Origin of the sequence: Mesorhizobium sp. CCNWLY176, assembly GCF_037153935.1 — a bacterium.
In the GTDB taxonomy this organism is placed as follows: Bacteria; Pseudomonadota; Alphaproteobacteria; order Rhizobiales; family Rhizobiaceae; genus Mesorhizobium_M; species Mesorhizobium_M zhangyense.
In genome coordinates, this window is sequence record NZ_JBBBDZ010000011.1 from 83,936 (window position 1) to 104,548 (window position 20,613).

The window sequence follows — 20,613 nt, forward strand, 5'->3', positions numbered from 1 at the left end:
GGGGTGGCTTGCGCCACCGGCGGAAAATGCTGTCAGTCCATTCCAAGAATGTGGGTAAGTCTTTGTTTTTCCTGCTTCTTACCACATTCGTCCGAAGCGGACCTTTATAACCCGTCACATTTGACACGCCTTTTGTCATACACGGACTGATTTTTCAACTCTCTTCGCACGTAAGCCGGTTCATCGTTCAATCGCGACATTGACAGAATGATGGCCACGTGAGATTTGCAGGCCGCGCGCATGTGGCGGAACTGGTAGACGCCCTGGATTTAGGTTCCAGTGCCGAAAGGCGTGGGGGTTCGAGTCCCTCCATGCGCACCATATCTGAACAACAATTCAGAAAGCCTGCTTTCATCCTCGGACCGCAAATCGAGCCTGCGCCCTTGATCTTCCCCAAGCGACGGCAAACGCATATCGTGAGAGATCACACCTGCTGGGGAGCTTGCGTACGCATGGAAGAGGCCTTTAAATTTGATTTCATTCTAGTATTTATAGTACTTCTTACGAATTTTATGTATTGCAGGATATATTTTTCATTCAAAAACAAATTAAATTTAAATTTTTCGCACCCACAAAAATTATATATACTAATAGCAATGGCGATACTCATTGTATCTTTTGACTACTTCCTATCTATCGGTATAAATCGGTCAATTTTATATTCTTTTATGATCATTCAGTATGCAGTCCTGTGGCGCTCGATAGAGAAGCTGATACGGCTATAGAACGCACTTGGGGCAAGACATAGACACGAAGAATCAATAAAGCGGCTCCGAAAACAACTTTGTCTCCCCGTCCATCAGCGCCTTGATCTGCGGCGTGCCGTTTTTATCGACAGCCGCGAGGATGCCGAAGCTGCGCACGCGCATGTCGCGCTCGATCGCCAGCCCCTCGCCTTCGGGGAGATAGAAGCGTTCGATGCCGTAGTGGACGCCAATGTTGCCATCCTCTGGAACCCCGTAAATAACGGTGCCATGTAGATCCACCTCGCCGTCAGCCGGCGGCGCGGCAAAGACCTTTTCCAGCGAAGCCGAAGCTGGATACCAAAAGCCGTCGGGGCCTTTCTTGACGCGAACATAGATCGATCTGAAGTCGGCCTTCGCCGCATCAGTTGGCCGATTGACGACAATCTCAACCGGCACCGCCGAAATGTCATAGCCGAGCCGGACGTAATCGCCGCGCAGTAGGTCGCGCGGATCGACCGGCTCGACCTTGAGCAGGACTTCCTGACCGTTGCGCAGGATCGCCGCGCGCGATGCGATGATCCACGACAGGAAGCCGGTCTGCACGAGTGCCAGGACAAGCGCGGATATAAGAAGCCTGTTCTTGGGCATCACGAGGCTCCCTTTTGCTCAAGCAGCTTGTTCCTGACGCGCTTCTCGACCCTGATGATGAAGAGCGCAATGATGCCGAGCACGATGCCGGAGGCCAGGAACAGGCCGGCCGTGTCGAGCATCGTGCCCAACATGACGACATAGACGTAACAGAGCTCCAGACCGAAGCCGGCATAGGCGACCCAGCGAAGCATGCGGCTTTCGCGGCCAGCCAGCAGCAGGGCTGCGGCAATGCCGGCGAAGGTCACGAGTGCTCCGATAGCCAGGCCCGGCGTCTTGTCGACCATTTCAGCCTGCACCAGCGCCAATCCAGTCAGGAAACCTATCAGGCAGTGCACCGGCAGCCTTCCCCCAAGCTGCACGATCTTCTCGACGGGATCACGCAGATAGACCGCTGCCGCAAACAGTGCCGCCGAGACGATCGCCATGGCAGTGCCGATGCCGGCGACGTCGTCGTAATGCACCGCCAGCAGGCCGCCATATAATATGAGTGACAAGAGGATCAGATGACGCGCGGTGCGGCTGTCCGTCCAGTAGGACACCAGCCAGAGCACAACAGCGATGGCCAGATAGAAGAACGGAAACCGGCCGCTGTCCCAATATTCGACCTGGCTCAGCACCATCCAGGCGATCGCAATTCCAGCGGCTGCAATGGTGAGCGGGCCGGAACGCAATGCGGCAGCCGCCAGCGCCGTCCCAAGGCACCAGGTCATCACGGCGGAAGCCTCGTCGCCTGAGAGATGATACATCTGCCCGATCAGCGCGATCGCACCGCCGAAGGCCGCTGCCGCTATCAGCCACAGCGCTTCGGCAATGGCGTCGCTGCCGCGCAGCTTCAGCGCCGCACCACCGATGTAACCGCCCAGGATGATCGCAAACAGGCAGGCGACGCGGATCAGGCGCGGGATCGCTTCCCAGTTCGAAGCGACCAGAAGCAGGATCGCCGCGCCCAGCAGCAAGGCCGCCATCACCGCGAGGATGAAACCGAAACTGAACAGGTTGCTTTCATTCGCCTCGACGTCGCGCGATAACGCCTCGGCTGTCTGGGCGTCGATGAGGTCCCTCTCCAGCCAGCGGCCGATGTCCTTCTTCACCCGCGACGAATAACCGGCCAATGCAATTCTCCCGATACAGCCTGCGACGAAAGATCGCCGAACAAGCCGTTGTTGTCATGGCTTTTTTAAGATTTGGCCACATTTGCGCCGCAGCCACTAAAATCGATTAATGTTGCAATGCACAAAACGCATTGCTGCCATGCGCCGATAGCACTTTTAAAATGTAACAACCGGACATATTTAGGCTTCGTAAACAGCGACAAAGAAAACGAACGAAAGACGAAACGAGAACTACGATGAACCTGATCCGCAACTACCGCAACTGGCGCCGCTACCGGGACACCGTCTCCGAGCTGAGCCGCCTCTCGAACCGCGAACTGACTGACCTCGGCATCAGCCGCAGCGACATTCCTTTCGTTGCCCGCAAGGCCGCCTAACTGATTTCGAGGCCGATCGTGGCCTCGGCACTACCAAGACGTAAAGAAAGCAAGAAAAAAGAAATGAACATCCTTCGCAACTACCGCAACTGGCGCCGCTACCGGGAAACCGTTTCCGAGCTGAGCCGCCTTTCGAACCGTGAGCTCTCGGACCTCGGCATCAACCGCGCCGAAATCCAGTCGGTCGCTCGCCGCTCGATCTAACAGGAATTTCGTCGGCGCCTACCTCCTCCCAGGTTCCGATGAATACAGTCAGCCTTCACCTCCTCCCGATCGCTGACTGGCCAAAACGACACCCGCCGCACCTCCTCCCGCGGCGGGTGTTGTCTCCCAAAGGGCCTTCGCACCCTCTAAACGGCGAAAAGAATGAAAAGAATTTCGTCGGCGCCTACCTCCTCCCAGGTTCCGATGAATACGGTCAGCCTTCACCTCCTCCCGATCGCTGACCGATCAAAACGACACCCGCCGGACCTCCTCCCCCGGCGGGTGTTGTTGTTTTAGGGCCGTGTTTCGGCAGAGATTGATTTCCCCCGGCCATCGGCCTATTCCCCCTCCATGACAACAAAACAGCTCCATATCATCGGCGGCGGTCTCGCCGGCTCCGAAGCCGCCTGGCAGGCGGCACAGGCCGGCGTGCCTGTCGTGCTTCACGAAATGCGCCCGGTGCGCGGCACCGACGCGCATAAAACCGACAGCCTCGCCGAACTCGTCTGCTCCAATTCCTTCCGCTCAGACGACGCGCAGGCCAATGCGGTCGGGCTGCTGCATGCCGAAATGCGGCTTGCCGGCTCGCTGATCATGAATTCGGCCGACCTGAACCAGGTGCCGGCCGGCGGCGCGCTGGCCGTCGACCGCGACGGATTCGCGGCAGCCGTGACGGCAAAGCTCGAAGCCCATCCACTGATCACCATCATGCGCGAAGAAGTGACCGGCCTGCCGCCCGAGGAATGGGAACAGGCGATCATCGCCACCGGCCCACTGACTGCACCGTCGCTTGCCGAAGCAATCGCTGCAAAGACCGGCGCCGATGCGCTCGCCTTCTTCGACGCCATCGCGCCGATCGTGCATTTCGACACGATCGACATGGACACATGCTGGTTCCAGTCGCGCTACGACAAGGTCGGACCCGGCGGCACCGGCAAGGACTACATCAACTGCCCGATGGACAAGGAGCAGTACGAGGCCTTCATCCAGGCGTTGATCGATGGTGGCAAGACCGAGTTCAAGCAGTGGGAAGGCACGCCCTATTTCGACGGCTGCCTGCCGATCGAGGTGATGGCCGAGCGCGGCCCCGAAACCGCACGCCATGGTCCGATGAAGCCGATGGGCCTCACCAACGCGCACAATCCGGACGTCAAGGCCTATGCCGTCGTCCAGCTGCGGCAGGACAATGCGCTGGGCACGCTCTACAATATGGTCGGTTTCCAGACCAAGCTGAAGCATGCCGAGCAGGTGCGGATATTCCGGATGATTCCGGGATTGGAAAACGCCGATTTCGCCCGCCTCGGCGGCCTCCACCGCAACACCTACATCAATTCGCCGACGCTTCTCGATGAAACGCTTCAGCTCAAGGGCCGCACCGGCCTGCGCTTTGCCGGGCAGATCACCGGCTGCGAGGGCTATGTCGAGTCCGCCGCCATCGGCCTGCTCGCCGGCCGCTTCGCCGCCGCCGAGATTCTTGGCCAGCAGGCATCAGCGCCGCCCGTGACGACCGCCTTCGGCGCGTTGCTCAACCACATCACCGGCGGGCACATCGTCTCCGACGACGAGCCGGGAAAGCGCTCCTTCCAGCCGATGAACGTCAATTTCGGCCTGTTTCCGGCAGTCGAGGCAGTGAAATCCGAAGGCAAGCGCCTGCGCGGCAAGGAAAAGATCGTCGCCAAGCGCCACGCCATCACCTCGCGCGCGCTGGCTGATTGCCGTGAATGGCTCGGCATTGCGCCGGAAGCGCAAGCCGCGGAATAGAGCGACCATGCAGCCGCCCGAGACAGAACGCCTTATTCTGCGGGAGTTCAGGGCGGACGATGCGTCGGATCTGCTGACCGTCTTCGCCGACGACTATGCCCGGCGCTTCTATCCCGAAATGACCACCGAGGCTGCCGCGGCCGAATGGATAGGCCGCAATCTCGAGCGCTACGCCGAGCACGGCTTCGGACTCTGGGCGGTCATTGAAAAAAGCACCGGACGGCTGATCGGTGATTGCGGCCTGACCTGGCAGGACGCTGGCGGCCAGCCCCTTCTGGAGATCGGCTACCACATCGCTCCCGATCGGCGTTGCCACGGCTTTGCCCTCGAGGCCGCCCGAGCATGCCTCGCCACTGCCTTTGCCGCGACCAGCGAGCCGGAAATCGGATCAATCGTCGCGCCCGAAAACAGCGCGTCGATGAGCGTCGCGCGCCGCCTGCATCGCGAGAGGCGAAGCTACGTCAATTCGCGCGGCCTCGACCGCTTTCTGTTTTTCACCCGGCGGTAGAGTCAGTTTCCTGGGGTGGAGAGCGGGTGTGGCGATAAGGTGCGTCCTTCGAGCCTCACTGCGCTCGCACCTCAGGATGAGGACGGTTGGCGATGAAACGCGCCGGCGTATTCTCCCCCCTTGAGGGGGAGATGGCGCGAAGCGCCAGAGGGGGTCGGTCAAGGCAGCGGCGCGGCGCCAAGGAACGTCGAGCACGGCCGCAGCGACCCCACCCGACCCTACGGGCCACCCTCCCCTCAAGGAGAAGGAAGAGGGCCGCACTACAACCCCGACCTCAAATCCGCAACATTCGGTGCCGGCAGTTTCAGGATCTGCTTGGCCGTGTTGAAAACCGCATCCGCGATATGCGCATGACCTTCGGCCGTTGGATGGAACGGACCGCCAAGGCAGGCTTCGATCAGATCGAGCAGGCCCCATTGTCCTGTTGGCGGCGGCGAGCCGTTGGCTTTGTACTGCACGAACAGGCAGATGTCGTTGAGGGTGCGGAACCAGCGCTCGCGCGGCGCGTAGGCGCGCGTGTCGCGCAGGCGGTTGAAGCCGGTTTCACGGTTTTCCGCAAAAGGCTCGAAATCCGACCAGCGATTTACCGGGCTGGCGAAGTGATAATAGGGCAGCATCAGGTTTTCGGCAGCCGAGACATTGCCGTTGGCGTCGCGCTTCTGCGCGCATATGCCGTGCTTGGCGAACGGCTCCCGGTGGGCGTCGACAAAATACCAGTTGCCGGCGCGCGCGGCGTCCCGGGTGGCCGGATAAAGAACCTCGTTGGCGAATCGGCTGACCAGCCGCAATTCCGGAACATCGATCGACAGCACGCCGCCGACATTGAACCCTTCGAGCCGTTCGCGCGGATCGCTCTCGCCGCAGAGACGGCCGTTTTCATTGAACTCGACCTTGGGAAAGGCCGTAAGGACGATATTGGGCTTGCCGGCGTCACCCTTGACGATCGGGATCGGCGCCAGCGCCTTGCGCAAGGCGGCAAACCGCGCCGGCAGTTCCCGCGCCCTCTCCTGCGCACGATCGATGCCATGCGCCTTGGTCAGCCGGGCGGCCAGACGGATAAGATCGTTGCCCTGCGCCCTGGCGCGAATTTCGGTGTTGAGGTTGGCGTAAGGCGGTCGCGTCTTGGTCAGCGTATCAACGATCAGCGGCGTGAAGCCGATATCGTTGCCGCCGATCGAGACGATCAGCAGGTCGACCGGCCGAAGGAATTTTCCGCTCGGGCAATCGAGCAGGCTGACGCTGCGCACCGGGCGGTCGTTGGGCGCGGTCACCGGCTGATCCAGCGAGATCGTGCGGCGGGGAAGCCTGCGCATCAGGTCGTCGCTGCAAAGCTCGACCATCAGGCGGTCGACCTGCGGCATGTCACGGCGCAGCCGCCCGCCGGCGGTGAAGTAACTGGGCTCGACCCTCTCGACGCCGGCATAGGGAAACAGAAAACCCTCGGTCAGCTCCGCGCCCGAGCAGGCAAAGCCCAGGAAAGTCACCGCCGAATGCTTGACGTCGCTGAGCGCGATCTCCAGAGCCGTGCGCAGATGATAGCTGTAGGCGGAACGGTGGCATTTGCGGTCGAGCCAGCCGGCGGGGCCGTTCTGGTAGCGCACCGGAAGCGAATAGGTAGCGTTCGAACGGATCGCCTGGGCGTCGGGGTCGTAGAGATAGGAGATATTGAGCCCGGCGCGACGCGAGAACCGGTCGATCTCGACCGGCGTGTCCGGGTTGCCTTCGCCCGAGGAGTAGCTGTCGCCCATGCCGACGACCAGCCGGTCGCGCACCCAGATCGGTTCGTGCGAGACACTGGTGCCGTCGGGCAGTTGCACGGCGACGGCCACGCCGCGCTGGGCTTCGGGAAGGTCAGGCTCGAAGGGAATGCGCGTCTCGACATCGGCGGCGCAGGGCTTCTCCGTCATCGTGACGAGCGCGTTGCCCTCAATGAAGATCGCCCTCGCCGCCTGCCATTTGCACTGACCCGACGGCGGCTCGGTCAGCTTCAGGATCACGGTATGGCGCTGCCGCCTGACATAGTCTGTGCGTAGCGCTGTGCCGAATGTGTCGCTGGCGCAGGACGAATGCCATTGCTGGCGACTGTCCCAGCAAGTGGCGCGGCGGCGGTTGATGTGATGCGCCCATCCGCGCTCCGGCCGGCCGGCACTGCGCGGATTGGCATAAAGCGTGGAATCCTGCCTGTACCATTCGCGCAGCCAGCGTGGATCGTTCAGCGAACGTTCGAGATCGGACACCGCAGTCGCCGACAGCGCGCCGCCATTGGCAGCCATGACATCGGCCATGGCCTCGCGCTGCATGTCGAAGTCGCGGGTTTCGAGGAAGTAGCGGAATGGATGCTCGACGCGCCAGTCTATTGCCGGCGCGGCGTGTACAACGGTCGAAATGGAGAAAAGCAAAGCAATAAATACAAGACGAAGCATGCCACTATACCTCGCATATCGAATATTATTTCTCCGATAAAAAGGAATAGAGGCGCTTTGTCCTTATTTCAATCAGGCCCGCATCATTCTTGCGAGGTAGCCGGAAGGCCAGGCTTTCCGGATTCACCGGGATGAAGGCGGACATAGTCCAGCTTCAGGTCTTGCGAAGTCTTGCGCGACCCGTCATGGCTCCAGCCTGGCGGCTGGAACAGGTAGGAGAGGCGCTGGCGCAAAGTCAGGCCGGGTGCTACCGCGTCGCGGAACATGCCGACCCATTCGTGGAACGCGACTTTCACCGGGTTGAACGTGCCGATGTTCTTGACGATGCCGTAGCGTGGTTGGTCCTCCGGCAGTTCCGCGACGAAAGTTCCGAACATCCGGTCCCAGATGATCAGCGTGCCGGCATAGTTGGCGTCGAGATAGCGCGGATTGGTGGCGTGGTGGACACGGTGGTGCGACGGCGTGTTGAAGATCATCTCGAACCAGCCCCACATCCTGCCGATCGTCTCGGTGTGTATCCAGAACTGCCAGACGAGGTTGAAGCCGAAGACGAAGGCGATCACCGCCGGGTGGAAACCGAGCAGCACCAGCGGCACCTGCAAAATGAACATGCCGGTGAAAAGGCCGGTCCAGCTCTGCCGCAGCGCCGTGGAGAGGTTGTAGTGCTGGCTCGAATGATGGTTGACATGCTCGGCCCACACCCAGCGCACGCGGTGTGCAATGCGGTGATACCAGTAGTAGCGCAGGTCATCGAGAAGGAACGCCGCCAGAAACACCCAGATGGAAAGGCCGAGGTCGAAGAAACGGAACTGCCAGACCCACAGCAAGGCGGTGTAGGAAACAACGCCGAGCAGGATGCCGGCTACGACGTTGCCTGTGCCCATCATCAGGCTGGTCAGGGTATCGCGCGTTTCGAAAGCGCCCTTGGCCCGCCCGGTGCGCACCAGCCAGAGTTCGATCAGGATGGCGATAACGAAGAAGGGAATGGCAAGCTGCGTAACCTGCGGGAAATCGTAATTTTCCATCATGATGCTTCTCTTTTTGCGGGTAGCAGCACGTTGCGCACCGCGCTGGCATCGGCGGCGTTGGCGAAAGCGAACTCTCCGCCGGCCCAGGTGAAATCCTTAAGCCGGATGGACAGGCATTCAGGGTCGGGACTCGTCAGCGACACCACGTCGGATTGCGTGATGATGCGCGTCAGGAACTTGTCGCCGAAGCTCTGGACGATACCGGTTCGGTCGCCGTCGAGTTCCAGAAATGCCGTCTTGCCGTCCGCGGTGAGCCGAACGGTCCAGATTGTTTCTTCCGGGAAATCTTCGCCAAAGCGCTGTTTCGCATCATCAGAAGCGGTGATCGACGAGCCCTTGCTGCCGCCCGTCAAGTGGACGGCCAGAACACACAAAGCTATCCCGACAACCACGATGGCGACGAGTACAGGCAAGCTCATAGGCCGAAATTCTCCTCCCGACCGAAGCGTCCAGCTATCCGCAGCGGCGTCGCGAGAGGAATATCATAATTGACGTTTACGTCAAAGGCGTTTCATCGCCAATCGCGCGTGGCGTGGCGAAAGAGAATCCACTGCCGGCGCCAGGCCGGAATCTCTGACACCGAGGTCAGCGCTTTCGCGGGCGCACTGCCGAGCTTTTTCAGATAGGCGCCGGTCAATGCAACGGGCAGGAAGGCCGGCCGCAGCGTATCGGGAAGATCGCGCGCTCCACGCTCGAAGGTGCCGAGATGGTCTTGGGCGAGTGCGATCATCGCCTCAACCGCGCGGGAAGCCCCCGCCCCGCCATCGCCGGAGACAAACTCCTCCGGCGAAGAGCCGGCAGCGGCGAGGATATCTTTCGGCACGAAACACTGCCCGCGCGCGCGGTGGATCGGCATCAGGCGCAAGAGGCCGGTGATCGCCTGCGCGCAACCGGCGTGGCCTGCGAGTTCGGCGAATTTCGGTGCGGCTTGCGGATCGAGGATCATCGACGCAAGCTGAATGAGTGCAGCAGCCGTCTCGCCGCAATAGCCTTCGAGGTCGTTTCGCGACGGCATCGGATCGTCGTAGAGATCGAAAATCCGAGCGTCGAGATAGTTCTGGAAGGCGTTTTGCGGCAGACCGTAAGCCGCAATCGTGCTGACCAGCGCTTCGGCCACGGGATGGCCTGATGCTGCCTCGACGGTGCCCGCCGCGATCACGTCGCGCCACCATTGCAGACGCACCTCGCCGGGCAGCGCCTCGCGGATGCGGTCACGAACGCCGGCAATCTCCGCGTTGAAAGCATAGAGAGCGAAAAGGCCGGTGCGCTTGTCTTCCGGCGCATAAAGCGTCGAGAGGTAGCGATCCCGGTCGGCGGCGCGCACCGCCTCCATCACGATCTGGGCGTGATCGTTCATATCAATCGACGGCTAACAAGGCTGCTGCGACCGCACGGTCTTCTGCGAGCAGCACATTGTAGGTTCGCACGGCAGCACCCGTGGACATAGGATCGGACGAGATGCGCGCATCTTTCAACGCCGTCTTGAGTGCGGCCGGCAAAGGCCGCAAATCCTTGCCCGTTCCGACCAGCAGAATCTCGACATCGCCAGCCTCGGAAAGAAGCCGCGCAAAATCCTCTGCCGTCAGCGCATTCGGATCTGCCGGTTCCCAACCGTAAATGCCGGAAGGCAGGCACAGAATCGAGCCGCGATGCGACATGTCGGCAAAGCGAAAGCCGCCATTGCCATAGGCTTCGATCGGCGCGCGGCCGGGAAAATGCGCTTCTTTGATGAAAATGCCCGACATTGTTGCCCGCTATGAATTCGACGGCTGGGCCGTCCGCACGACACTGGTGTCGTTGTCGAGTGTGTCCGGGCGCGGTTTGAACAGGATCAGCAGCGGCCCGGCGACAAAGATCGAGGAATAGGTGCCGAACACCACGCCGAAAATCAATGCCAGCGCGAAAGAGCTGATGATCTCGCCGCCGAACAGATAAAGCGCAATCAGCGCAAGCAGCGTCGTCGCACCCGTCAGGATCGTGCGCGACAGGGTCTGGTTCAGCGACAGGTCCACGACATCCCTGATCGGCATCGTCCTGAACTTTGCCAGGTTTTCGCGAACGCGGTCGTAGACCACAACGGTGTCGTTGATCGAATAGCCGATGATGGTGAGGATCGCGGCAACACTGGCGAGATTGAAGTCCATGCCGGTGACGACATAGAGACCGATCATGGCGATGACGTCGTGAAGCGTCGATATGACCGCGCCAAGGCCGAACTGCCATTTGAACCGCAGCCAGATGTAGATGAGCATCGCCGCCAGAGCCGCGAGCACAGCCAGGGCGCCCGCCTTCGCCAGTTCGTTCGAGACGTTCGGGCCGACGACCTCGACCCGGCGGAAATCGTAATCCTCGCCGACGGCAAGCCGCGCCTTTTCGACCGCGGATTGTTCGGCATTATCGCCTCCGCCTTGCGCCGCGATCTTGACGAGGAGATCGCGCGGCGATCCGAAGCCCTGCACCTGCACCTCGCCGAGATTGACTTCATCCAGCCGCGCCCGCACATCGGTCGCATCGGCCGAGCCGGTTTTGGCCCGCATTTCGATGACCGACCCGCCGAGGAAATCCACGCCGTAGTTCAAATCCCTGGTCACGAACAGCACGGCGGTGCCAATCGACAGGATAGCCGAAAGAGCGAACGCATATTTGCGCATCTTCATGAACGGAATTCTGGTGTCGTCCGGCACGAATTTGACGATGCCGCGCGGGATTTCGGTCGGCCGCGTCCGGCGCAGCCAGAACGAGATCATCCAGCGCGTGAAGGTGAATGCGGTGAAGACGGTGGTGATGATGCCGACGGCCAGGGTGATGGCGAAGCCGCGCACGGCGCCCGAGCCGAGATAAAAGAGGATTGCCGCTGCAATGAGCGTGGTGACGTTGGCATCGATAACGGTGGCCATGGCTCGAGAGAAGCCGGCGTCGAGCGATTGCACGAGCGATTTTCCCTGCCGCCGCTCGTCCTTGACGCGCTCATAGATAAGGACGTTGGAATCGACCGCCATGCCCATGGTGAGAATGATGCCGGCAATGCCGGGAATGGTCAGCGCCAGGCCGAACAGCGAAAGTATGGCGATGATCAGCACGACGTTGGCAATGAGCGCCAGGTTAGCGATGACGCCTAGGCCGCCATAAGCGATGATCATGAAAACCAGCACGAGCAGGCCGCCGATCAAGGCGGCGGTTGCACCTGCCATAATGGAATCCATGCCGAGGTTGGGGGCAACCGTTCGCTCCTCGACGATCGTCAACGGAGCCGGAAATGCACCTGCGCGGAGCAATGCTGCCAGATCGGCCGCGCTCTCGGCACTGAAGTTTCCGGCGATCTGGCCGACGCCGCCGAGAATGGGTTCCCTGATCTGGGGAGCGGAAATGACCTGATTGTCGAGGACGACGGCAAAGAGCCGGCCGACATTCTGCTGGGTCGCTTCGCCAAAGCGCGCGGTGCCCTCGGGGTTCAACTGGAAGGAAACCACGGACTCGCCGTCCGAGCGGCTGATAGCCTTTGCGTCGATCAGGCTTTCGCCCGAGACGATAACGCGATCCTCGATCAGATAGGCAGCGGGTGGATCGTCGGGGGAATACATCACCGTCGAATTGGCCGGCGGCTGCCCCGAAATCGCGTCCTGCACCGGCATGGTCTGGTCGATCATCTGGAAGGTCAGCTTGGCGGTCTGCCCGAGGATTTCCTTCAGGCGCTGCGGGTCCTGAAGGCCAGGAACCTGAACGAGGATGCGGTTTGCGCCCTGCTGCTCGACGATCGGCGCATTCGTGCCCAGTTCATTGACGCGGCGCGTGGCTACGTCGACCGACTGCGCGAGTGCCGCCTCGGCGCGGTAGTCGATACCCTCATCAGTCAGCGTATAGCGCAAGACGCCGGGCTGGGGTTCGTCCTGGGTCAATTCCTGCGTCGAACCCGTTCCGAACATGCCGGAGGACACCGGCTGCAGCAGCGAATCGAGCGCTGCCTTGGCCTTGTCGACCTCATTTGCCTCGCGAATGCTGACCTGCACGCTCCTGTCGGCCCCGGTCAGGCCGGTGTAGCCGATCTTGGCTTCGCGCAATTTTGTGCGAATGTCGTCGCGGGTTACCGCAAGGCGCTCGTTGACAAGGTCCTTGCGGTCAAGCGCCAGGAGAATGTGCGAGCCGCCCTGAAGGTCGAGGCCCAGCGTCATGGCGCGCTTTGGCAGCCAGTCCGGCAACGCATCGAGCGTTGCCTTCGAAAACAGATTTGGGGCCGCAAAAAGCAGCCCCAAGATCACAATGGCCCAGATGGAAATCGTCTTCCAGCGCGAGAAATAGAGCATTTTGCCTCGTCAGTTCAGACGACTCTGTACGCCGAGTCTCTGTCAGAGACTACTTCTTGGCGTTCTGATTGGCGACAGGCTCACCCTTCACGCGCACATCGGCGATTGTCGAACGCAACGCGGTCACTTTCATGCCGCCAAGATCGATTTCCAGTTCGTTGTCGTCGATGACCTTGGTCACCTTGCCGATGAAGCCGCCGCCGGTGACGACCGTATCGCCACGACGAACGGCAGCCAGCATCTCGCCGCGCTTCTTGAGCTGCGTGCGCTGCGGACGGATGATCAGGAAATACATGATCACGAAGATCAGGACGAACGGCAGAACGCTGATCAACATGTCGGGGCTTGCGCCTGTACCTGGCATAAAAAACTCCTGAAAATTATGGGAGGGCCCACTACCCCAGCCCTTCGTGAAAGTTGGCGGGAATATAGTCGCTCAAGCCACCTTTGCAACCGCGTAAGCACCTTCGGCAGCCGCTTTCCCGGCCTGTTTGAGCATGTTAGAGCGTTCGCGACATTGTTTGCCACGAATGCGGAATGCGAAATGACCGAAAATACCATCGAAACGCTCACCCAGAAGCTCGATCTTCTCATCGATGCCGTCAGCAAACTGGCGCCCCGCGCCGTGCCGCAGACGGACATCAATGAAGCCGATTGCTTCGTGTGGGCGGCTGATCCCGGCTTTCTCGAGCCTGTGCATCGCGTAAACCGCGTCGATATCGGCCTCATCCGCGGCGTCGACCACGTTCGCGACATCCTGGTCGACAATACTGAGCGATTTGCCGCCGGCCTGCCGGCCAACAACGTGCTGCTCTGGGGCGCGCGCGGCATGGGCAAATCGTCGCTGGTCAAATCCGTGCATGCCTCGATCAACGCCGCGCGCAAGAAGGACGCGCCGCTCAAGCTCATCGAAATCCATCGCGAGGATATCGACACGCTGCCGAAGCTGATGACGATCCTGAAGGCTGCCCCCTTCCGCTTTATCCTGTTTTGCGACGACCTCTCCTTCGATCATGACGATACATCGTACAAATCGCTAAAGGCAGCGCTCGAGGGAGGCGTCGAGGGCCGTCCGGCCAATGTGATTTTCTACGCGACGTCGAACCGCCGGCACCTGCTGCCGCGCGATATGATCGACAATGAGCGCTCGACGGCGATCAATCCTTCCGAGGCTGTCGAGGAGAAGGTTTCGCTTTCGGATCGCTTCGGCCTTTGGCTCGGCTTCCACAAATGCTCGCAGGACGACTATCTCGAGATGGTCGACGGTTATGTCCGCTACCACGATCTCAAGATCGAACCGGACCTCCTGCGTGCCGATGCGCTGGAATGGGCAACCACGCGCGGCAGCCGCTCCGGGCGCGTGGCCTGGCAATTCATTCAAGATCTCGCCGGCCGGCTTGGTCAGCCGCTGAAAGACTGAGCGTCTTCATCCGCTTACAGTCATCTCCGAACGCAAAAACCCGCCCCAATGGGGCGGGCGTAGATGATGGATTTGAATTCAGGAAGCCTGCAATCGTTTATTCGAGGAAGGTCGACGGATCGACCGGCGAAGAATTCTTGCGCACCTCGAAATGCAGCCTCGGCGAGTCCGTGCTGCCGCTCATGCCCGAGAGAGCGAGTTCCTGACCGCGCTTGACCTTCTCGCCGCGCGAGACCTTCAGCTCGCTGGCGTGGCCGTAGACGGTGACTAGTCCATTCTCGTGCCGCACCAGAACGGTGTTGCCGAATTCCTTAAGCCCGTCCCCGGCGTAGATGACCACGCCATTTTCGGCAGCCTTGACCGGGGTCCCTTCCGGCACCTGGATGTCGATGCCGTCATTGGACTTCCCGCCGCCCTTGCCGAAAGCGGTGATGACACGGCCGCGAACCGGCCAGCGCATGCGACCGATGCCAGTGGCATCTGGTGCCGCTGAATCATCCTGCTCGACCTGCTCGATGAGCTTTTCCTTCTTCGGCGGCGTGTAGGCTACGACCGTCGGAGCGGCTGCGGCAGATGGCTTCGAGGGCACGGTCGCGCCGGTAACGACCGGATCGGCGGCCTTCGGTGCGGGTGCCGCGGCAGCCACGGTGGCAGCACCACCGGCCGGAACCTGAAGCGTCTGGCCGATGCGGATGATGCCATCCTGCAAACCATTAGCCGACTTCAAAGCAGCCGAACTCACACCCGTCTTGCGCGCGATCTTGCTCAGCGTGTCGCCTTCCTGAACCTTGTAGGTTCCGGGTGCCGTCGGCGCCTTGGCGTCGTTGGCAGCGGTAGCGGTCGGCTGAGGCGCATTCTCGCCTTCCTTCAGCTTCGGCGTCTGCGGCAGCACGCCGAGATTGCCCGCAGGCGCACCCGTCGGTACCGGCACCTTATGGGCCGGAACATCATACTTGGTGCCTGTCGAAGACCTGGCGTCGGCAACGTTCGGATTGCTGTCGGGAGCCGAAACCGGCGCCTTGCTGGAATAGACGTAGGTCGGGATGACGACCTTCTGGCCGACCTGCAACCCGCCATGCTCGGGTATGCCATTGACCTTCATCAGCACATTGGCCGGCACGCCGAAGCGGCGCGAGAGATTGTAGACGGTCTCGCCTTCCTTGGCGGTGATCTGCGTGCCGCCGGCGCGCGACCAGCCGGCGACTTCTTCCTCCGCGCTTGCCATGACAGCCGGCTTCGCCTGCGAGACGGTTCCCGTCACGGTCTGATCAAGCGATCTTGCGGCAGCGACCGGAGCCAGAGCCGGCGCAGGATTGGAAGCGCGCGGCGTATTCATTGCGGCTTGCGTTACCGGCGGAGGAGGCAATGGCTGCGAGGAGACCGGGGTCAGCGCGCTGCGGCTGACCGATTCTGTCTGGGCGGGAGCAACTGGCGCTGCCGCCATCTGGGCGTCGCCCGGATAAGGCTGGTTCTGCTGCCCCATGATCTGGCGCTGGTTCGGCGTCGAGGCCGTGAAGATGTCATCGACACCACCGCCGCCGAATCGCGAGACCTGGGCGCTGCAACCCGCCGCCATGCTCGCGACCAGGAATATGGCCGCACTGCGCGCCAGAGCGCGTTCGTTCTTGGCTAAAATACTGATTCGCATCGCAATAACCCGCGTATACTCGATACCCAACTGGTATGATTAAAGCGCGTTAATGTTACTGGTCGGTTAAGAGGCTGGAGAAGATAGTAAGAAATACGCGAATGTGAGAGCCACGACTCAGATCACGGCAGCAACGCTGCGGGCGATCGGCTGGAGACGCACCACGCCGATATCCTCACGCTCGAAGCGGCTGCCGAGCTTGGTCAGCTTGGCCATCACCTGCTCGTCCTCGTCGGGGCCGATCGGCGCGATCATGATGCCGCCGCTGGACAGTTGATCGACGAAGGTGCGCGGCAGGCCGTCGAACGAGGCCCAGACGACGATGCGATCGAACGGCCCCTCGCCCGCCAGCCCGTTCGAGCCGTCGGCCTGACGCACGAACGCATTGGTGATGCCGAGCGCCTCAAAACGCTGGCGCGCCTGTTCGGTCAGCGTCTTGAAGCGATCGACCGTCACCACCCGCGCCGCGAGCCGCGACATGACGGCTGCGGTGTAGCCGGAGCCGGTGCCGATCTCGAGGACGCGGCTACCGGGCTCGATGGCAAGGGCTGCGATCACCGCCGCCTGCAGATCGGCGCCCTCGATCGTCTCGCCGCATTCGATCGGCAGCGTCCGCTCCGACCAGGCGATGCTGTGCCACTGCGCGGAAATGAAGGCCCGGCGCGGCGTCGCCTCGAAGGCGGTGATCATGTCCTTGGGAACGATGCCGCGTCCGCGCAACCTCAGGAGAAATGCTGCAAAGCCTTCGCGGTCGTCGATGGAGTTCATGCAAGCGCTTTCGTCAACTGGTCGCGGATTTCATGCGCGGTAAGGTCGAGCTTCAGCGGCGTCACCGAAACGAACTTGCTGCGCACGGCATGAACGTCGGTGCCTTCCTTCAATTCGGGTGGTTCGCGGCCGAAGCGCAGCCAGAAATAGGGAAAGCCGCGGCCGTCGGCGCGCTCGTCGATCCACAGGCTGTGAACCAGCTTGCCCTGGGTGGTAACGCGGGTCGCCTCGACTTCCTCGGGCGGGCAGTTCGGGAAATTCACATTCAGGAAGGTGCCCGCAGGCAGGTCGATCTTAAGCAGACGCTGCAGCAGCGCCGGCGCCAGCGCCTCGACCGTTTCCCACGGCACCAGCCGCGCGCCGTCCTGCACATTGTAGGCCTGGCTCAGTGCAATCGAGCGAATGCCGAGCAGCGTGCCTTCCATCGCGCCGGCAACCGTACCCGAATAGGTCACGTCGTCGGCAAGGTTCGCGCCGGAATTGACGCCGGACAGGATGAGGTCCGGCGCTTCCGGCATGATCTTGCGCACGCCCATGATGACGCAGTCGGTCGGCGTGCCGCGCACGGCAAAATGCTTGTCGCTGATCTGGCGCAGGCGAAGCGGCTCGGAGATCGACAGCGAATGGGCAAAACCCGACTGGTCGGTTTCCGGCGCGACCACCCAGACATCGTCGGACAGAGTGCGCGCTATGCGCTCGAGGGCGGCCAGGCCTTCGGCGTGGATGCCATCGTCATTGGTCAGCAGAATGCGCATAAGGTCAGTTCGCCTCGATCTTGGCTGCGCCGCCCATGTAAGGACGCAGAACTTCAGGAATGGTTACGCTGCCATCCTCGTTCTGGTAATTTTCAAGCACCGCGATCAGCGCGCGGCCGACAGCCGTGCCCGAACCGTTGAGCGTGTGGACGAAGCGCGTCGACTTCTCGTCCTTGACGCGGTAGCGGGCATCCATGCGCCGTGCCTGGAAATCGCCGCAGACCGAACAGGACGAGATTTCGCGATAGGCGTTCTGGCCCGGCAGCCACACCTCGATGTCATAGGTCTTGCGCGCGCCAAAGCCCATGTCGCCCGTGCACAGCGTGACCGTGCGGAACGGCAATTCGAGGCGCTTCAGCACCTCCTCGGCGCATTGCGTCATGCGCTCATGCTCGGCAATCGAGCTGTCCGCATCGGTGATCGAAACCAGCTCGACCTTGTAAAACTGATGCTGGCGCAGCATGCCGCGCGTGTCGCGACCGGCCGAGCCGGCTTCCGAGCGGAAGCAGGGCGTCAGCGCCGTCATGCGCAGCGGCAGTTTTTCCTGAGCGAGGATTTCCTCGCGGACGAGGTTGGTGAGCGGGACTTCGGCGGTGGGGATCAGGCCCAACCGTCCGTCCCCGTGAGGCACGAAAAACAGATCCTCTTCGAACTTCGGCAATTGATTGGTGCCGAACAGAACCTCATCGCGAACCAGCAGCGGCGGGATCACTTCCTGATAGCCATGCTCGGTCGTGTGCAGGTCGAGCATGAACTGGCCGAGCGCGCGCTCGAGCCGCGCAAGCTTGCCCTTCAGCACCGTAAAGCGGCTGCCTGAAAGCTTTGCGGCGCGCTCGAAATCCATCAGGCCGAGCGCTTCGCCGATCTCGAAATGCTCCTTCACCCAGTTCGGGCGCGGCTTAATCGCGCCAACCTTGCGCGTTTCGACATTGTCGTTTTCGTCAGCGCCGACTGGAACGTCATCAAACGGCACGTTGGGAATGACGGCCAGCGCATCTTCCAGCGCTTTGTCGAGTTCGCGCTCGCGCGCCTCGCCATTCTGGATGAAGCTCTTGATGTCGGCGACTTCGAGCTTGAGCTGCTCGGCCAGCGCCGAATCGCCAGCACGCATGGCGTTGCCGATTTCCTTCGAGGCTATGTTGCGGCGCTCCTGCCTGACCTGAAGTTCGCCAAGATGGGCACGACGCTCCTCGTCCTTCAACAGCAGATCATCGACGGTTGCCTGCGCGGATTCCGGCGAGTGGTTACGCTTCACCAGGGCGTCAACGAGGGCTTTCGGGTTCTCGCGAATCCATTTGATGTCAAGCATGTCAGAAGTCCGGTCGCAGTATGAGTTCTAAAGGCGACCGCGACGGGGGATCGAAAGGCTGTCAGCTTGCGGCGGTCCCGTCTCCAGTCCCACTCAATGGCGCTTTTTCGGCTACCGCTTCTGCGGCTTCCTTTTTCTCGCGCGCCACGCGTTCCTGTTCGCGATTCCGTTCGATCATCCGGGCGGTCCAGATTGAAATCTCGTAAAGAAGGATGGTGGGAAGGGCAAGACCGATCTGGCTGACAGGATCGGGCGGGGTCAGCACTGCCGCAACGATGAAGGCCAGCACGATCGCCCATTTGCGCTTGTCGACAAGCGCCTGCGACGACAACAGCCCGACCCGCACCATAAGCGTCGTGACCACCGGAAGCTGAAACACCAGGCCGAACGAAAAGATCAGCGTCATGATCAGACTGAGATATTCGGAAACCTTTGGCAGCAGCGAAATCTGCACATGGTCGTCCGTGCCGGCCTGCTGCATGGCCAGGAAGAACCACATCACCATCGGGGTGAAGAAGAAGTAGACCAGCGACGCGCCCATCAGGAACAGGACGGGCGACGCGATCAGAAATGGCAGAAACGCGCCACGTTCATTCTTATAGAGGCCGGGAGCGACGAATTTGTAGATCTGCGAGGCAATCAGCGGAAAGGCGATGACGAGGCCGCCGAACATTGCAAGCTTGATCTGCGTGAAGAAGAATTCCTGTGGTGCCGTATAGATCAGCTCGACCTTGTGGGGGTCGAGGCCGGCCCATGCGGTCGCCCATTTGAACGGGATGACCAGCAGGTTGAACAACTGCTTGGCGAAGAAGAAACAGCCGAGGAAGGCTACGAAAAACCCGCCGATCGCCCAGATAAGACGCGTGCGCAGTTCGATCAGATGTTCGATCAACGGCGCCGATGACTTTTCGATTTCGTCTTCCGGTTCACTCACTTGGCGATTCCCGCTTATTTCTTCTTGGTTGCGGCCGGCTTGGCCGGGCTTTTGGCCGTCGCCTTGGCGGGCTTGGCTGCGGCTGGTTTGGCTGCAGGCTTTTCAGCGGCAGCCTTGCCTGCGGCTTTCGGCGCGGAAGCTTTGGCCGCCGGTGCTTTCACAGCCGCGTTCGGTGCTGCGGCAGCCTTGACCGGCTTGGCGACACTCGCCGCTTTTACAGGCTTGGCAGCAGGCGTCGATTTGGCAGGCTTGGCGACTGGCGCGGGCTCCTGCGCTGTCGCCGGAAATACCGGCGCAGCAGTTGGCATCGCTTCAGGACCGGCAACGCCGGGCATGGTGGTCGCGCCGTTTTTCAGCGGCTCGGCCGCATGCACCGCATCGGAAGCAGGTTCCGCCGCGGTGGAGGGCGTCGACTTCATGGCTGCATCAACGCCGGCGCGAACATCCGCTGCAGCCTTCTCGAAGGGATTGAGCTGCTTCCTGATTTCTGCGGCCGGGTTCAGGCTGCGCAACTCATCGACTGACTTCTTGACGTCATCGAGCTCGGCTTCTTTCAAAGCCTCATTGAACTGCTTTTGGAAATCGCCCGCCATGGTGCGCAATTTCGCCGTCGTTTTGCCGAAGGTGCGCAGCATGCGTGGCAAATCCTTCGGCCCGACGACCACGATCATGACGACCGCGATCACCAGCATTTCGGTCCAGCCGATATCAAACATGACTAACCAACC

At 61.3% G+C, this 20,613-nt stretch carries 20 protein-coding genes and 1 tRNA gene; 6 read left to right on the forward strand and 15 right to left on the reverse strand.

The window, feature by feature from the left end; all coding sequences use genetic code 11:
- The first annotated feature begins 236 nt into the window (after positions 1-236).
- Positions 237-321: transfer RNA gene (locus WBQ96_RS18600), tRNA-Leu, on the forward strand.
- 437 nt (positions 322-758) lie between these two features.
- Here the strand turns inward: WBQ96_RS18600 and WBQ96_RS18605 are convergent.
- Both WBQ96_RS18605 and WBQ96_RS18610 read right to left on the reverse strand, forming a co-directional pair.
- Positions 759-1,337 (reverse strand): GDYXXLXY domain-containing protein, encoded by a 579-nt coding sequence (locus WBQ96_RS18605; RefSeq protein WP_336552869.1) that lies wholly within the window; start codon positions 1,335-1,337, stop codon positions 759-761.
- Positions 1,334-2,449 carry a DUF2157 domain-containing protein gene (locus WBQ96_RS18610; protein WP_336552868.1) on the reverse strand — a complete coding sequence of 372 codons (1,116 nt, stop codon included), beginning with the start codon at positions 2,447-2,449 and terminating at the stop codon, positions 1,334-1,336. The genes WBQ96_RS18605 and WBQ96_RS18610 overlap by 4 nt, the downstream gene beginning before the upstream one ends.
- A 236-nt stretch (positions 2,450-2,685) precedes the next feature.
- Here WBQ96_RS18610 and WBQ96_RS18615 point away from each other — a divergent pair, with 236 nt between their 5' ends.
- The 4 genes from WBQ96_RS18615 to WBQ96_RS18630 all read left to right on the forward strand — a co-directional run bounded on the left by WBQ96_RS18615 (position 2,686) and on the right by WBQ96_RS18630 (position 5,299).
- Entirely contained in the window at positions 2,686-2,826 is a 141-nt protein-coding gene (locus tag WBQ96_RS18615) for a DUF1127 domain-containing protein (RefSeq protein WP_091918859.1), read from the forward strand.
- Between the two features lie 63 nt (positions 2,827-2,889).
- Positions 2,890-3,030, forward strand: a complete 141-nt coding sequence (locus WBQ96_RS18620) for a DUF1127 domain-containing protein (protein WP_091918858.1) — start codon at positions 2,890-2,892, stop codon at positions 3,028-3,030.
- Positions 3,031-3,381: 351 nt separating this feature from the next.
- A complete protein-coding gene (gene trmFO, locus WBQ96_RS18625) occupies positions 3,382-4,791 on the forward strand; it encodes a methylenetetrahydrofolate--tRNA-(uracil(54)-C(5))-methyltransferase (FADH(2)-oxidizing) TrmFO (RefSeq protein ID WP_336552867.1) in 1,410 nt (469 codons plus the stop codon).
- Positions 4,792-4,798: 7 nt separating this feature from the next.
- A complete protein-coding gene (locus tag WBQ96_RS18630; RefSeq protein ID WP_336552866.1) occupies positions 4,799-5,299 on the forward strand; it encodes a GNAT family N-acetyltransferase in 501 nt (166 codons plus the stop codon).
- A gap of 260 nt (positions 5,300-5,559) precedes the next feature.
- Here WBQ96_RS18630 and WBQ96_RS18635 read toward each other — a convergent pair whose 3' ends face one another.
- The 7 genes from WBQ96_RS18635 to yajC all read right to left on the reverse strand — a co-directional run bounded on the left by WBQ96_RS18635 (position 5,560) and on the right by yajC (position 13,415).
- Positions 5,560-7,722, reverse strand: a complete 2,163-nt coding sequence (locus tag WBQ96_RS18635; RefSeq protein WP_336552865.1) for a hypothetical protein — start codon at positions 7,720-7,722, stop codon at positions 5,560-5,562.
- Between the two features lie 83 nt (positions 7,723-7,805).
- Positions 7,806-8,750, reverse strand: a complete 945-nt coding sequence (locus tag WBQ96_RS18640) for a sterol desaturase family protein (protein ID WP_442920857.1) — start codon at positions 8,748-8,750, stop codon at positions 7,806-7,808.
- A complete protein-coding gene (locus tag WBQ96_RS18645; RefSeq protein ID WP_336552864.1) occupies positions 8,747-9,169 on the reverse strand; it encodes a hypothetical protein in 423 nt (140 codons plus the stop codon). The genes WBQ96_RS18640 and WBQ96_RS18645 overlap by 4 nt, the downstream gene beginning before the upstream one ends.
- Before the next feature lie 92 nt (positions 9,170-9,261).
- Complete coding sequence (locus tag WBQ96_RS18650; RefSeq protein WP_336552863.1) at positions 9,262-10,107, reverse strand: phytoene/squalene synthase family protein; 846 nt, start codon at positions 10,105-10,107, stop codon at positions 9,262-9,264.
- A 1-nt stretch (position 10,108) separates the two neighbouring features.
- Positions 10,109-10,495 (reverse strand): Mth938-like domain-containing protein, encoded by a 387-nt coding sequence (locus WBQ96_RS18655; RefSeq protein ID WP_336552862.1) that lies wholly within the window; start codon positions 10,493-10,495, stop codon positions 10,109-10,111.
- A 9-nt stretch (positions 10,496-10,504) separates the two neighbouring features.
- Positions 10,505-13,051: a protein translocase subunit SecDF gene (gene secDF, locus WBQ96_RS18660; protein ID WP_336552861.1), complete on the reverse strand. Its 2,547-nt coding sequence runs from the start codon at positions 13,049-13,051 to the stop codon at positions 10,505-10,507.
- 49 nt (positions 13,052-13,100) lie between these two features.
- Complete coding sequence (gene yajC / locus WBQ96_RS18665; RefSeq protein WP_165120804.1) at positions 13,101-13,415, reverse strand: preprotein translocase subunit YajC; 315 nt, start codon at positions 13,413-13,415, stop codon at positions 13,101-13,103.
- A gap of 180 nt (positions 13,416-13,595) precedes the next feature.
- On the opposite strand from yajC, the gene WBQ96_RS18670 reads away from it, so the two are divergent.
- Positions 13,596-14,471, forward strand: coding sequence for an ATP-binding protein (locus WBQ96_RS18670; protein WP_336552860.1), 876 nt, complete (start codon positions 13,596-13,598; stop codon positions 14,469-14,471).
- A 97-nt stretch (positions 14,472-14,568) separates the two neighbouring features.
- Here WBQ96_RS18670 and WBQ96_RS18675 read toward each other — a convergent pair whose 3' ends face one another.
- The 6 genes from WBQ96_RS18675 to tatB all read right to left on the reverse strand — a co-directional run bounded on the left by WBQ96_RS18675 (position 14,569) and on the right by tatB (position 20,601).
- Positions 14,569-16,119 carry a peptidoglycan DD-metalloendopeptidase family protein gene (locus tag WBQ96_RS18675; RefSeq protein ID WP_336552859.1) on the reverse strand — a complete coding sequence of 517 codons (1,551 nt, stop codon included), beginning with the start codon at positions 16,117-16,119 and terminating at the stop codon, positions 14,569-14,571.
- Between the two features lie 117 nt (positions 16,120-16,236).
- Positions 16,237-16,887, reverse strand: a complete 651-nt coding sequence (locus WBQ96_RS18680) for a protein-L-isoaspartate(D-aspartate) O-methyltransferase (RefSeq protein WP_336552858.1) — start codon at positions 16,885-16,887, stop codon at positions 16,237-16,239.
- The gene (gene surE / locus WBQ96_RS18685) at positions 16,884-17,642 is read right to left on the reverse strand and encodes a 5'/3'-nucleotidase SurE (RefSeq protein ID WP_336552857.1); all 759 of its coding nucleotides are present in this window, start codon (positions 17,640-17,642) and stop codon (positions 16,884-16,886) included. The genes WBQ96_RS18680 and surE overlap by 4 nt, the downstream gene beginning before the upstream one ends.
- A 4-nt stretch (positions 17,643-17,646) precedes the next feature.
- Positions 17,647-18,951: a serine--tRNA ligase gene (serS, locus tag WBQ96_RS18690; protein WP_336552856.1), complete on the reverse strand. Its 1,305-nt coding sequence runs from the start codon at positions 18,949-18,951 to the stop codon at positions 17,647-17,649.
- Positions 18,952-19,012: 61 nt separating this feature from the next.
- Positions 19,013-19,885: a twin-arginine translocase subunit TatC gene (gene tatC, locus WBQ96_RS18695; RefSeq protein ID WP_165120810.1), complete on the reverse strand. Its 873-nt coding sequence runs from the start codon at positions 19,883-19,885 to the stop codon at positions 19,013-19,015.
- A gap of 14 nt (positions 19,886-19,899) precedes the next feature.
- Complete coding sequence (gene tatB / locus WBQ96_RS18700) at positions 19,900-20,601, reverse strand: Sec-independent protein translocase protein TatB (protein ID WP_336552855.1); 702 nt, start codon at positions 20,599-20,601, stop codon at positions 19,900-19,902.
- Positions 20,602-20,613: the final 12 nt, after the last annotated feature.